The sequence below is a fragment of the Xanthomarina maritima genome, assembly GCF_008084905.1.
Classification (GTDB): Bacteria; Bacteroidota; Bacteroidia; order Flavobacteriales; family Flavobacteriaceae; genus Xanthomarina; species Xanthomarina maritima.
Genome location: NZ_VSFC01000062.1, coordinates 259,033 through 273,315 on the forward strand (window position 1 = coordinate 259,033; position 14,283 = coordinate 273,315).

Genomic DNA, 14,283 nt, shown 5'->3' on the forward strand with positions numbered 1-14,283 from the left:
ATTTTGTTAATGTATCTTTCTAAATAATTAATTACTAGTAATTTTCGCCTTTTAAAATTCAATCCAGTCCCTATGAACAAAAATTTTATGAGGCTATCGCTATTTAGTGCTTTAGCTTTTGTGAGCTTAAATGCTTGTAAAAACGACCAAAACAAAGACATGGCACAACTTGAAGTTGAAAAGGTTCCAGGAATCAATTTAGATTTTATGGATAATTCTGTAAAGCCAAACGATGACTTTTTTAATTATGTTAATGGAACATGGTTAAAAACAAACGAAATTCCTGCTGATAGAACTAGATGGGGAAGTTTTGATGAACTTCGTCAAAAAACAGATGAAGACGCTTTAGCTATATTAAGTGCTGCTATGGCAGATAATAAAGATTTTGAAAAAATTGAAGTGCTACCTGGCTCAGATCAAGAAAAAGCCGTGAAACTTTTCCAAACTATTATGGACACAATTTCTAGAGACAATCAAGGAATTGATCCAATTAAACCTTATTTAGATAAAATTAATAACATTAATAACCTTGAAGATTTACAAACTTATTTAATAGAAATGGAGCCTCAAGGAGGAGCTGGTTTTTATGGTTTTGGAGTTGGCTCTCACCCAAAAAATAGCGATTTAAACGTTGGTTATTTAGGAAATGGCTCTTTAGGTTTAAGCAGAGATTATTATGTAGATCAAGATGAAGACACCAAAGAAAAGAGAGAAAAATATCGTGCTCATATTGCTAGAATGCTTCAATATATTGGAGAAACAGAAGAATCTTCTAAAATAAAAGCAGATCAGATTTTAGAATTTGAAACTAGAATGGCAGAATCTACAATGACAAAAGAAGATAGAAGAGATGCAAGGAAAAGATTCAATCCAAAATCTATAGAAGATTTAAATAAAATGACATCTTCTGTAAATTGGGATGCTTACTTTAAAGGAATCGGAATTGAGTCTATAGACACTGTTATAGTTTCAGATCCAGGATATTTTAAAACATTAGATGTTTTATTAAAAGAAAATAATGTTGATGTTTGGAAAGATTACTTAAACTGGACGCTAGTAAGAGGTGCAGCTGGTAAACTTACTACCGAAATGGAAACTGCAAATTGGGAGTTTTATAGTAGAGATTTAAGAGGGTCTAAAGAACAAAGACCTAGAGATGAAAATGCATTAAATACTTTAAATGGAACTGTAGGTGAAGCTTTAGGAAAGTTATATGTAGATAAAATGTTTCCACCAGAAGCAAAAGAGAAGGCAGAAAAAATGATAAAAAACATCATGATTGCTTTTGAAAGCAGAATCCAGGATTTAGAATGGATGACACCTGAAACTAAGGAAAAAGCTATTGAGAAACTTCAAAAAATGACCATTAAAATAGCTTATCCAGACAAATGGAAAGATTATTCTGCTCTTGAAGTTAAAGGAGTTGAAGAAGGTGGTTCTTATTTTGTTAACTTAAAAAATGTGTCTAAATGGAGTTTTAATAAAGATTTAGATAAATTAGGAAATCTAGTAGACAAAAGCGAATGGTTTATGGCACCACAAGTGGTAAATGCATATTTTAGTTCGTCTAATAATGAAATTGTATTTCCAGCAGCTATTTTACAACCACCATTTTATAATTATCAAGCAGACGAAGCTGTAAACTATGGTGGAATAGGAGCCGTAATTGGTCATGAAATTTCACATTGTTTTGATGATTCTGGGTCACGTTATGATGCAAATGGAAACTTAAACAACTGGTGGACTGAAGAAGATTTAGAGAAATTTACTGCTTTAGGAAAACAACTTTCTGATCAATATAGCAGTGTTAACGCTTTTTCAGATGTTAAATTAAATGGTGATTTTACTCTTGGTGAAAACATTGGAGATTTAGGAGGAATTAACGCAGCTTATGATGGGTTACAATTATATTATGCTGAAAATGGCAGACCTGAAAATATTGATGGGTTTACTCCAGAAGAGCGTTTCTTTATGAGTTGGGCAACAATTTGGAGAACTAAATATACAGACGACGCTTTAAGAAATCAAATTAAAACAGATACTCATTCTCCTGGAATGTATAGAGCAGTCATGCCATTACAAAATGTAGATGCTTTTTATGAAGTGTTTCAAATTAAAGAAGGAGATAACATGTATATAGCACCAGAAAATCGTGTTAAAATATGGTAATCTAAATAGATAGATAAAAACAAAAAGCCAGCAATAAATGCTGGCTTTCTTATTATAATATATAGTTAGTTATTCCTTTGTTTTTGGTTGAGGTTTTTGCCCTAATAAAGCAGTTCTACTAACATAAGCTAAATTGAAATTAGGAGCCATAGTTAGTGCTTGTTCTAGGTATGAGACAGCTATGTCAATATTAGTTTCTTTATTTTCATTAAAAACTATAAGTCCTTTTAAATATAGAAATGCTGCTTTAAGCGGAACTTGATAAGGTTGCTGAGATTCATAATATGTTTTTTTCATATTGTCTTCAGCATGTAGAATTCCATATTCTACATTTTTAGATGCTTCAGCTATATTTTGAGTTTGTAAATATAATTCTGCTAATTCGTATGAAAGAGTTACATTTTGTGTTCGTTTAAATAATTCTTCAAACTGTGGAATAGCTAATTTTGGTTGACTTAATCCTTTAAGTGAAACAGCTTTTACTTCAACAGCAATATTAGAGTCAGAGCTGTTTACTTCAACACCAACAGTATTAATTGCTTGAACAAATTTACCTTCATTCATATAAATATAAGCAAGAGTGTCTTGTCTAGCAGTTGAAGGAGAAAGCACATTTAAATGTGTAAGCCCATTAATAATGCCTTGAATATCTGCTTGAGATTTCATTTGCTTATAATATGCTTCGTAATGTTTAAGTAATTCTTGATTGGTTTGAGCATAAGAATTAAACCCTAATACCATGACAATTATCAATATAAATTGTTTCATAATTTTTCTAATTTTTTAAGATGTGCCAAAACTATAAAAATTATATATTTATATACTTAAAACAATACTAATTTAATAGCACTATTCTAAAACTATGGTTTTTTTAACCATAACGGCATCATTAATCACAAAAGGTTTTGGAATCATATTTTTAGGTCTTTCAGGAACTCTAAACAAAGAGTTGTCTAATAAATTAAAAGACATGTCATAAAACTGTAAAGTGGTTTTTTGGTTTTTAGGAACACTAAATTCTAGTTCTAAAAATTCATCATCTACAACATAGTATTCGAACAATCTATTAAATACTCTTTCAGAGAATACTTGACCATTTTGGTCTTTTGCAATTTCTAGACCATTAATATTAAATGCATTAAACACACTTGTAGAATCTGCATATAGATCCATTCTATTTACTTGCCTTTGAGGTGAAATAAATATTTTAAAGAATCTGTTTTCTCCAATAATGGTATCTTTTTGGATGTCTATATATGGATGTTTTATAGGTTTAATATTAGCTTTTTTACTATATGTAAAACCTGTATTATATTTACTTCCAAAGGTTGTTTTTTTAATATCATGGCTTGAATCTGGTTCATTAGAGAGATAAGCTTCAGTCCAAGGATCTAATATGTTGTCGTATGTTGCCCAGACAGCTTCGTTTTTATCTGTATCTAAATAATAAACTAAACTATTTGGTTTTGGATTTTCATCATTAAAACCAGAATTTAAATGAGCCGAAACAAAGCAACAAATAGCTATAATAAATAAAACATAAGACCATCTGTTTTTATGCCTAAAAAAGCCAAAAACTCCAATACAAAAAGAGAAAATTAATGACACTAATAAAGTTGTAGCTAAAATGGTTTTTAAACCTAAACCAACTGGAAACATTTTTACAAAAGGAGACAAGATTAGTAAAGCTGGGAATAATAAGATGGTCATTAAAATTAAACTTGGATGTTTCTGTCTAACTAAAACAAACAAACTGATAAGTCCGAAGTAAATTGGAATTATAAAGAAACTTGCACCTTTAAGTTGGAATGCTACAACACCACAAATAACAATCCATAAAAACAATGGAGGAACTACCAAACTTGCAGTGTTTTCAGGCTTATATACCTTATTGTAAAGCCACATACAAATAGCAGCAGAAAGTAAGCTAAATGCTAAAATGTAGGTATAACCATTATAGGTAAATCCATGAAGCATTTCTTTATATTGAGGGTAAATGGCAGTTAAAACTTGCCATCCAAAGTAGCCAATAGCTCCATTAATTAGTAATGCAGCAATTCCTGGTAAAAAACCAATAGCTATATGTTTGGAGTTTAAAGTTCTTTTATTTATGCCGTAAAAAACCAATGCAATAAAGAGCAAAATGGCTAGTATTAACATTGGTAAAACCCATGAAAAAGGATAACTAACGGTTTTAAAAAGAGGTACATTAAAATAGATATCGTCTGTATCACTTTTTAAATTGTTAAGGTTTGCATCTGCAAAATAATTTAGCAAAGACATTAAATAACTACCTTGATGTTCTAAAGTGTTTCTATCAAGTCTTTCGTAATTATCTAAAGATGTGTGATAGTCAAAATGATCATCTATAAAAGCAAAGTTGAATCCATCAATGTTTCCTACTTCTCTAAAGCGAGTTAAATCGGTATCATTTGGTAATTTTTTATAAACACTATAAGCTAAAGAATTTGCAACAGGATATTCTGGATTAGCTTCCATAAATCCAGAAATTAATTTATGATTTCCACCATTAGTTTCCATAAGCATGTAGCTTGGACCACCAGATCCACGAGCTTCAAAATTTAAAACTAAACCAACATCTTTAGCCCAAGGATGCTTATTTACAAAGAGCGATGCTCCATTAAGGCCTAATTCTTCTGCATCAGAAATTAGAACAATAATATCATTTTTTGGAACTTTGTTTTCATGTAAATAGGCTCTTAATCCTTCAAGAATGGTTACAACACCAGATCCAGCATCACTAGCCCCAAAAGAAGCATGAGATTTACTGTCGTAATGAGAAAGTAGCATAAGCGCTTTCGTGTTATCAGACCCTTTAATTCTGGCAAGTATGTTTTTAGGTTTAGTTATAGTTCCCCAATCTGTTAAAATATAATCTTCTTGAACTTCAGTTTTTAAACCTAAATTTTCTAAAGCTTTTATAATGTAATTTTTAACTGTTTCATGCTCAAGACTTCCAACATAATGTGGGTTTTTAGAAATTTCTTTTAAATGAACTAAGGCTCTTTGTGTAGAAAATGTATTATCAGGAGCATCAATAGATGAAATGTTAGTTGGCATTAATGCTGAAAAACTCCAATAAATAGCTATTACAATAAGTACAATAGAAATTACTTTTTTTAACATGACAGGAAGAAGTTGGTTAGTTTTATAAAAATAAGAAAATATTCTTAGCTATTTGCTTGTTAGGAAAACTCATTAATAATAATTATATTTAGAGTTAATATAATTTGATTAATCATGGCAATAAAAAGTTTTCAAGGAGCTAGAAAGCAACAACAAAACAATACTGAAGAGATACCCTTTAAAGTAAGTGATATTATGTGTACAGATCTTATAACTTTTAAACCAGAACAGTCTGTTGAAGAAGTTATAGAAACTCTAATTAAAAATAAAATATCAGGTGGTCCAGTAGTGAATGATAAGAATGAATTAGTTGGTATCATTTCTGAAGGAGATTGCTTAAAACAAATTAGCGAAAGCAGATATTATAACATGCCAATGGAAAACGATAATGTTGAAAAGCGCATGATTAAAGATGTTGAAACCATTGATGCGAATATGAATGTTTTTGATGCTGCCAACAAGTTTTTAGACTCTAAAAGAAGACGTTTTCCTATTGTTGAAGAAGGAAAATTAATAGGTCAAATAAGCCAAAAAGACATATTAAAAGCTGCTATGGAACTTAAAGGACATAATTGGAAATAATTATCTATAAATTATCAATGTTATAATAGCCACCTTTATTTTCTTTTCTATTTAAAGACTGTCCGATAATTAAGTGAGCTACATTTATCATATTTCGCAACTCACAAAGGGTTGTGCTAATTTTTGAGACTCTGTAAAGTTCTTCAACTTCTTTATAAATAACATCTAAATGTGTAATCGCTTTATTTAAGCGATAGTTACTTCTAACAATTCCAACATAATCTCGCATTAAAGATTGTAATTCCTTTAAGTTGTGTTTGATTACAATATGTTCTTTTGGAATATTTGTACCATCATCATTCCAACTTGGAATAATTTGTTCCTTATATATCATAGAATTTCCACAATGATATTTGTAAATATTATGTGCATAAACCAATGCTTCCAATAAGGAGTTTGAAGCCAATCTGTTTGCGCCATGAAGTCCAGTTCTAGTACATTCACCACAAGCAAATAAATTAGTAATTGATGTTTTTCCTTGTGCATCAACCTCAATTCCACCACACAAATAATGAGAGGCTGGAACGACTGGAATCCAATTTTTAGAAATGTCAATATTATTTTCTAGACAAGTTTGATAAATATTTGGGAAATGGCATTTAAAAGCTTCTAAATCCAGATGTGTACAATCTAAATATACACAAGATTCACCAGATTTTTTTAATTCGTTATCAATGCATTGGGAGACAATATCTCTGGAAGCTAATTCGGCTCTATCATCATAAGTTAGCATAAATCTATTTCCATTTTTGGTTCGTAAATAAGCACCAAAACCTCTAACAGCTTCCGAAATTAAAAATGCTGAACCTTCTTGATTGGAATATAATGCTGTTGGATGAAACTGAACAAATTCCATATCCTTAATTCGTGCTTTCGCTCTGTAAGCCATGGCAATACCATCTCCTGTGGCAATTGTTGGATTTGTTGTATGGCCATACACACGACCAATGCCACCTGCAGCTAAAACTGTACTTTCTGCTTGAATTGTTAGAATCTCTCCATTTTTCTGATTCAATACATAAGCACCATAACAAGTTATGTTTTTAGATACTTGTTTAAGTTGATGTTCGGTAATTAAATCTATAGCAAAATGATGAGGTAAAAGAGAAATGTTTTCCAACTGATGCACTCTAGACAACAAAGCTCTTTCAATTTCGTAACCAGTAATATCTTTATGATGCACTACACGATATTGACTGTGTCCACCTTCTTTTCCTAAATCGAGATTTCCAGTTTTGTCAACATCAAATTGAGCTCCCCAAACCATAAGCTCTTTTAAGCGTTTTGGACCTTCGGTAATGACCATATCCACAACAGCCTTATCACACAAACCATCACCAGCAATTAAGGTGTCTTCAATATGTTTTTGAAACGAATCTGTTTTCTCATCTAAAACAACAGCTACACCACCTTGAGCGTATTTGGTATTAGATTCGTCTGCATCTCCTTTGGTAACAATCGTGATTTTTTTCTTCGGAAATCTTTCTGCAAATTTTACAGCTAAAGTTAAACCTGCAACACCAGAACCAATAATAAACAAGTGGGTTTTCATGTATTTATTTTGAAAGTTCCAGCATGCGTTCAATAGGAATTAGAGCTTGCTTTCTAATCGCTTCTGGAACGTCAATTTGAGGAGATTCATTCAATAAACAATCATATAATTTTTGAAGGGTATTTACTTTCATAAAGGCACATTCGCTACAAGCACAAGTATTATCTTCTTCTGCAGGAGCAGGAATTAAGAGTGTATTTGGTACCTCTTGTTGCATTTTATGAAGAATGCCAGCTTCAGTTGCTACAATAAATTTTTCCTGTGGATGTTTTTTTACATAATTAATCATTCCAGCTGTGGAACCAATATAATTTGCAGCATTAAGAATATGAGCTTCAGATTCTGGATGTGCAATAATTTTTGAATCTGGATTTTCTTTGTATAGATTTAAAAGTTTGTCGATAGAAAAAGCTTCATGTACAATACAAGCACCATCCCAAAGCACTAAATCGCGACCAGAAATTTTACTGATGTAATGCCCTAAGTTTTTATCTGGAGCAAAAATAATAGGAATTTCTTTTGGAACAGATTCAACAATTTTCAAAGCATTTGATGAGGTACAAACAATATCACTCATAGCTTTAATTTCAGCCGAACAATTAATATAAGTAATTACCAAATGGTCAGGATGTTGTTCTTTGAAAGTTTTAAAAGCGTCAGGAGGACAGGAATCAGCCAAAGAACAACCAGCTTTTAAATCTGGCAAAACAACCGTTTTTGATGGATTTAAAATTTTAGCAGTTTCAGCCATAAAATGAACACCTGCAAAAACTATCATATCTGCTTCTGTTTCTGCTGCTTTTTGAGATAGTCCCAAACTATCTCCTACATAATCTGCGACATCTTGTATTTCAGGAATTTGATAATAATGCGCTAAAATAACAGCATTTTTTTCTTTCTTTAAACGGAGTATGTTTTCTTTTAAAGTCAACGTATTTAGGTGTTTACGAAATTTATAAAACACAAAATTATTATTTAAATAAGAGATAAATTATGATATAAATCATAAACCCACTTAATGTTAATTTATATAAAACAAAAACATCTTTTTTTTATATTTGAAAAAAAATATTGTGTTATCAAATGCTTGTCAATATGCCATCAGATCTATTTTCTATTTAGGCATGTTTTCTGATGAAAACTACAAAATAGGCGTAAAAATAATTTCAGAAGAATTAGAAGTGCCGCAACCTTTTTTAGCCAAATTACTTCAGCAGCTAAATAGAAACAATTTAGTAACTTCAACCAAAGGACCATATGGAGGGTTTTATTTAAGTGAAGCGAACAAAAATTTTACTGTTTGGGATATAGTTTTAGTCATTGACGGTAAAGATAAATTTAATCAGTGTTTTTTAGGGCTATCAAAGTGTGGAGATGAAAACCCATGTCCTGTACACTTTACTGTTTCGGCTTTCAAGCAAAAATTGTTTCAGGATTTTAAAGGAAAATCCATAGCAGAATTTGTAGAAGAAATACAACTTAAAGGGAGATTTATTTCATTAAAATCTTTCGATATTCTAAAGCCAGATTCAGATTCTTAAATAGTTTATTAATTTTTTTAGAATTGGCAATCCTATGATACTAATACTTGTAGTTAAAGCCATTCCAAAAACAAAAAACACCATATAAACCCAAAACAAACTGTCTTGCATGCTTGAAAATGAGGTGTCATTTCCAGCATACATCCAATGACTTCTTCTAGCTCCTGCTATCAATAGAGAAGTGAAGAATAAGAAAAGTGTGATATTAAATCCCCAAAGACCTCTTTTTATAATTTTTTCCTGTTTTTTAGTAAATATAGAAATTTTTGAAATTATAAATAGAAGCGAAGCAAGTAAAATGGTAGTGTTTATTCCAATAGTTGTTCCCATAGAATGAGCCACAGTAATATGCGTTCCATGTGTAAAGAAATTTATGGCTGGAATAGAAAATAACAAGGCTAAAATTAAATTAATAAAGATCCAAAAATCAGTTGTTACTAAAAATTTGTATGTTAATGGATAACTTTCTTTTTTAGTCTGACTTAAGTTTTTCTTCCATTCGTAAATCATATAACCTAGAATAATCCATTCTGTCATACTAACACCATAAGCAACAAAACGAATCCATGGTAAAGTTGGAACAATATAAGTATGATGAGCCCATCCAAACATAAGATTAGTAAGTCCTAAAAAGTAAAAGAAGAAAGAGAGTTTATTTCTTCCTATGGAATCGTCTCCTTTAATTTTTGACATCAGATAAATAGAAATTCCATAAACCAACATATTCCAAGAACCAACAAAAGAACCATAAGATTTCCACTGAACCGTTAAATCTTTAATTACATGTTCTCTAAAATATGGGAACAACCATAAATGAGCTTCGGTTAAATGAATAATCATAAAAACAATTCCTGTTCCCCACATCCAATAATATACTGGCCAGTTATTAATCTGTTTCAGCATGGTTTTAAAATAGTTAATTCCAAAAAGTAACCAGCCAAACAAAATAGGAATGGTTAAAATGTGTGTAAAAGCCAAATATTCTCTTCCATCCATTTTTCCAAAAATATAAGATAAATAAATGCCCAAACCTGTAATGAGGAAAATACCTAAATGAAGTTTCATTAATTTGTTAGAAAATAACTTAAGTTTTTCAACTTGTGTTAAATAAAAATAAATACTACCTGTTGCAGAAAGTACAATCCATGTAATAACTGTAGTAACATGAAAGGGTCTCATTTTATGAAACGGAATTATTTCTTTTAAAAATTCTGGGATAAGATATTGTAAGGCAGCCATCAAGCCAAAAAACACGCCAATCAGTAGTGCTAAGAGTGCTGTAATTAAAAATATAATTGCTGCTTTATTTTTCATTTTTATATTCTAATTCTACCCAACCGTTAGATTTGAATTTTGCCTTATAATTTGGATAATAACCTGTACTATCTATAAATTTTAAATAAGTGACTAATGCATTCTTTTCTTCTTCCGAAAAATTAAATTTAGGCATGGCTTTTACTCCACTATTTAGAAAAGCTTTTATGTAACTGGGACCTTTGTTTTCAGCACTATATATATTGGTTAAATCTGGGCCTAAATAACCACCTAACCCATAGGTTTGATGACAAGACCAGCAATTATTTTCTTGCCACAAGCGTTGTCCATGCATGGCTTGTTCGGTTAATTTTACAGGGTTTTCATTTTCATTAGATGTGTAGATGAACCCATTGAAAACTGCAAAAAAAGTTATTAAAATAGTGATGATTAAAAAGTTATATGTCGTTTTTTTTGTCATCTTAAATAATCAAGATTAGATTGATAAAAATGGTTAAACCACCTATTAATAGAACTTTCCAGAATACATTAGCATGACGTAAATCCATAAAATAAAAAGCTACTAATAATAATTTAAAAGCCGCTAAAATCATGATAATTTCTGTGGCACTTTCTAATTGTGAATTTGAAACAAAAGCTGATATTATGGTTAAGCCAATAATTAATAACAAGACATATAAAAACGATTTCTGTTTCATACTAAAAAACTAAATAAATTACAGGAAATAGTAACAGCCAAATAAGATCGCACATGTGCCAAAAAGTAGCACTGGCTTCCACATCTTCTAAAATGAGTTCTTCAGGTTTTTTAATCATTGCTCTTAAAACAGAAGCCAAAATTACCAAGCCAACCAAAACATGAATGACATGAAAAAGTGTTAACATCCAATAGAACGAGAAAAAAGTGTTGTAACCCATGGTTAGTCCAGCTTCAATCTTATCTAAATATTCAACCGTTTTCAATCCTAAAAAAAGCAAACCACCAACCATTGTTAGTTTTAAATATATTTTCGATTTGGTGATATTTTGAATTTTTAAAGCACCAACCGTTAGCGCCATAAAGTAACCACTAACTAACAAGAATAACGTATTTATAGCACCAAAGGTGGTGTTTAATTGTATTCTGGATTGGTGAAAAAGTTCAGGTTCGTCTTTGCTATACCAAACCATAGCAATCAAAACAGCTCCAAAAGTTAGCAACTCCAGATAAATAATAATCCACATTAAAATGCCTCCAGGTGGATATAAAATATCTTTAGTTTGATGTTGTTGAGTAATTGTTGACATTAACTTTGATGCTTAATTTTTTCGTAGAGTTTTACTAACGATTGTAATAATTCTACAGGAGTTGTTAATATTTGATAATGATTTTGCCCAAACATTTGAGGTAAATAATATTTAGCTTGTGCTTCAATGGCCAAAGCATAAGAATTAATGTTGCGTTGATTCAACTCACGAAGGGCTTGCTTCACATCGTTAATGCCATATTTTCCTTCGTACTTATCGTAGTCGTTTGGTTTCCCATCCGAAATTAAAATCACCCATTTATTTTTGGTGTCTCGTGCATCTAACAAGGCTCCAGAATGACGTAAAGCTGCTCCAATTCTTGTGTAACCACTAGGTTCTATAGCACCAATTTTGTGTTTGGCTTTATTCCAAGAATCATCAAATCCTTTTAATGAAAGATAGGTCGCGTAATTTCTGGTTTTTGAATAAAAACAATCGATTGAGAAATCGACATTGAATTCATTTAAGATTTCACCAAAAATTATAGAAACTTGTTTTTCAACATCAATTACTTTATTTCCTCCAGCATAACCATCACTGGAAAGACTGACATCTAATAAGATTAGAATAGATAAGTCTTTATCTTTTTTACGTTTTGAAAGATAGATTTTTTCTGAAGGTGTGTGTTCAGAATGGATATCTACATATAAATCTGTAATAGCATCTAAATCGAAATCTTCACCTTGCGTTTGTCTGCGTTGTTGTTGATATTTATTGTTAACCGAAGTCAGCATTTTGCGTAAACCTGCTAAAGTAGAAGCGTTTGTTTGAAGTGTTTTTTTGTAATAAGCAGGATTTGTTTCTATTTGATTTTTTGGATAGACTTTACAGAAATCAGGCTTGTATTCGCGTTTTGAATAATCCCATTCGTCATAAGCAATATGAGGAGCTTCTGTGTCTAATTCGGCACTTTCTGAAATAGTAGTATTTTCAATAAATTCTGCTTGATAGATGGAGTGAACAGGATCGTCTACACGAACTGTGTGTTTCATGTTGAGGTCTTCCAAAGCATTGGCATGATCGTCTAAATCATCGTCGCCATCAAAATCTCTCCAGCCACCTTCCCATTCTTCAGCAGTTTCAATTTTTTCAAAATTATGTGTCATCACATAATCTTCCTGTTGTTTTTTATCAATTTCTAAAGAGGTAATTTCTTCAACAGCATTAGCTTTTAAAATGGTATTTATTTCGTGTTCTATAGCTTTTTTTACCTGTTCAGAAATATTATTCAGAACAGATTTTTTTAAAATATCAGGATCATTACGCATCCATTTTCCATAAATAAAACTTAAATCTTCAGGTGTTTTTTCAGTTGCAAATTTGAAATAATGAGAAACAAGTTCTTGATGAATATGTTTTGTTATTGGGAATTGCTGAAACATTTCATTTAGAATTAACGTTGAAGTTTCAACGGCTTTTTCGCGAGCAGATTCTAAAGTAAATTCGTCTTCAGCATTAAAATTTAAGTTTAAGTTTTTTTGAACAGAGAGATATACAATTCTGAAAATATAGAATTTGGTATTTTGTTCAATGGTTTGAAATTCGGCAAATCGAGTAGGTAAGAAGAAGCTATTATTTTTATATCCACCTTCACGTTCTGCTTCAAAAATCTCAATTGCTTGACCAGTTATGGCTCTAGAGAAAATAGTTAAACGTTGTTTGATGTCTTCTAACTTAACTGCATGTTCTAGTGTTTCTTCAGCGTTTTTTTTACGACGCTTTAAGAATTTTACAATTTTAGAATAGATAAATTCATCTGGTTCGAACATGATTTTTTCTTTAAATCATTAAATCACATAAATCTGATAAAGCTTCAGTAATTTCGATGTCGTCTGTTAATGGTTCTACAACAGCTACACGTACAGCGAGACGTTTACCTAAACCTGTATGTATTAGTTTTGCGGCATCCACTAATAAACGAGTTGACACTGTTTCAGTTAAACCAAGCTCTGTCAAGTTTCTAATTTTATTAGCTATGGAAACTAATTTTTTAGCTGTAGATGCATCAATTTGAGTTTCGTTTACTAAAATTTCAGCTTCATCTTTTTCATTCGGATAATTAAAAGCTAAAGCAATAAAACGTTGTCTGGTTGAAGGTTTTAATTCTTTAAATCCTTTTTGATAACCAGGATTAAACGATGCTACCAGCATAAAATTTGGGTGTGCTTTAATAGTTTCGCCTAACTTATCAATATATAATTCTTTTCTGTGGTCAGTTAAAGAGTGAATAGCAACAATAACATCTGGTCTTGCTTCGGCAATTTCATCTAAATAAATTACGGCACCTTCTTTTACAGCTTTTGTAAGTGGTCCATCTATCCAAACGGTTTCGGCTCCTTTAATAATATAACGACCAATTAAATCGGTAGAAGAGGTTTCTTCGTGACAAGAAATAGTAATCAATTCCTTATCTAATTTATAGGTCATATAATCTACAAAACGTGTTTTTCCAGTTCCAGTTGGACCTTTTAACAATACAGGAATTTTGTTTAAATAAGCCTGTTCAAACACCTCAATCTCTTTTGCTATTGGCTTATAGAATGGTTTTGTCGAATTTGTTTGTTGGGTTTCTGTTTTCAAAATAATTGTATTTAAGTCTGAATTAACTAACGTTTTATTCATGATTTTTAAATTTAAAAGGCCCTTTAGTTAAAGATTTTGAAGTATGGTATAATTTTCAGGTATGAGAATGTTTAACTTCATTGTCTTTTTACTAACTAAAAGGCCATT

13 protein-coding genes are annotated in these 14,283 nt (G+C 30.9%); 3 read left to right on the forward strand and 10 right to left on the reverse strand.

The window, feature by feature from the left end; genetic code table 11:
* Positions 1-72 precede the first annotated feature (72 nt).
* A complete protein-coding gene (locus FVF61_RS13530; RefSeq protein WP_148457304.1) occupies positions 73-2,169 on the forward strand; it encodes a M13 family metallopeptidase in 2,097 nt (698 codons plus the stop codon).
* Positions 2,170-2,238: 69 nt separating this feature from the next.
* Here the strand turns inward: FVF61_RS13530 and FVF61_RS13535 are convergent, their stop codons facing one another.
* Both FVF61_RS13535 and FVF61_RS13540 read right to left on the reverse strand, forming a co-directional pair.
* On the reverse strand, positions 2,239-2,937 hold the full coding sequence (locus tag FVF61_RS13535; protein WP_148457306.1) for a tetratricopeptide repeat protein: 699 nt from the start codon (positions 2,935-2,937) through the stop codon (positions 2,239-2,241).
* Between the two features lie 81 nt (positions 2,938-3,018).
* Complete coding sequence (locus tag FVF61_RS13540) at positions 3,019-5,316, reverse strand: M28 family peptidase (protein ID WP_148457308.1); 2,298 nt, start codon at positions 5,314-5,316, stop codon at positions 3,019-3,021.
* 114 nt (positions 5,317-5,430) lie between these two features.
* Here FVF61_RS13540 and FVF61_RS13545 point away from each other — a divergent pair, with 114 nt between their 5' ends.
* Positions 5,431-5,898, forward strand: a complete 468-nt coding sequence (locus FVF61_RS13545; protein ID WP_148457310.1) for a CBS domain-containing protein — start codon at positions 5,431-5,433, stop codon at positions 5,896-5,898.
* A 4-nt stretch (positions 5,899-5,902) separates the two neighbouring features.
* Here the strand turns inward: FVF61_RS13545 and nadB are convergent, their stop codons facing one another.
* Both nadB and nadA read right to left on the reverse strand, forming a co-directional pair.
* On the reverse strand, positions 5,903-7,450 hold the full coding sequence (nadB, locus tag FVF61_RS13550) for an L-aspartate oxidase (RefSeq protein WP_148457312.1): 1,548 nt from the start codon (positions 7,448-7,450) through the stop codon (positions 5,903-5,905).
* 4 nt (positions 7,451-7,454) lie between these two features.
* Entirely contained in the window at positions 7,455-8,414 is a 960-nt protein-coding gene (gene nadA, locus FVF61_RS13555) for a quinolinate synthase NadA (RefSeq protein ID WP_233586854.1), read from the reverse strand.
* 94 nt (positions 8,415-8,508) lie between these two features.
* On the opposite strand from nadA, the gene FVF61_RS13560 reads away from it, so the two are divergent.
* Positions 8,509-8,991: an RrF2 family transcriptional regulator gene (locus tag FVF61_RS13560; protein WP_233586855.1), complete on the forward strand. Its 483-nt coding sequence runs from the start codon at positions 8,509-8,511 to the stop codon at positions 8,989-8,991.
* Here FVF61_RS13560 and FVF61_RS13565 read toward each other — a convergent pair.
* Genes FVF61_RS13565 through FVF61_RS13590 form a run of 6 tightly spaced genes read right to left on the reverse strand, consistent with a single transcriptional unit; the run spans position 8,980 to position 14,175 of the window.
* Positions 8,980-10,305, reverse strand: coding sequence for a cbb3-type cytochrome c oxidase subunit I (locus tag FVF61_RS13565; RefSeq protein WP_148457313.1), 1,326 nt, complete (start codon positions 10,303-10,305; stop codon positions 8,980-8,982). The genes FVF61_RS13560 and FVF61_RS13565 overlap by 12 nt on opposite strands.
* Positions 10,295-10,726 (reverse strand): c-type cytochrome, encoded by a 432-nt coding sequence (locus FVF61_RS13570; protein ID WP_148457314.1) that lies wholly within the window; start codon positions 10,724-10,726, stop codon positions 10,295-10,297. Before FVF61_RS13570 ends, FVF61_RS13565 begins: the two co-directional genes overlap by 11 nt.
* A 1-nt stretch (position 10,727) precedes the next feature.
* Complete coding sequence (locus tag FVF61_RS13575) at positions 10,728-10,964, reverse strand: cytochrome C oxidase subunit IV family protein (RefSeq protein WP_148457315.1); 237 nt, start codon at positions 10,962-10,964, stop codon at positions 10,728-10,730.
* A gap of 1 nt (position 10,965) precedes the next feature.
* A complete protein-coding gene (locus tag FVF61_RS13580) occupies positions 10,966-11,553 on the reverse strand; it encodes a cytochrome c oxidase subunit 3 (protein ID WP_148457316.1) in 588 nt (195 codons plus the stop codon).
* Positions 11,553-13,322: a nitric oxide reductase activation protein NorD gene (locus tag FVF61_RS13585; RefSeq protein ID WP_199757315.1), complete on the reverse strand. Its 1,770-nt coding sequence runs from the start codon at positions 13,320-13,322 to the stop codon at positions 11,553-11,555. Before FVF61_RS13585 ends, FVF61_RS13580 begins: the two co-directional genes overlap by 1 nt.
* A 10-nt stretch (positions 13,323-13,332) precedes the next feature.
* Positions 13,333-14,175, reverse strand: a complete 843-nt coding sequence (locus FVF61_RS13590) for a CbbQ/NirQ/NorQ/GpvN family protein (protein WP_233586856.1) — start codon at positions 14,173-14,175, stop codon at positions 13,333-13,335.
* Between the last annotated feature and the right edge of the window lie 108 nt (positions 14,176-14,283).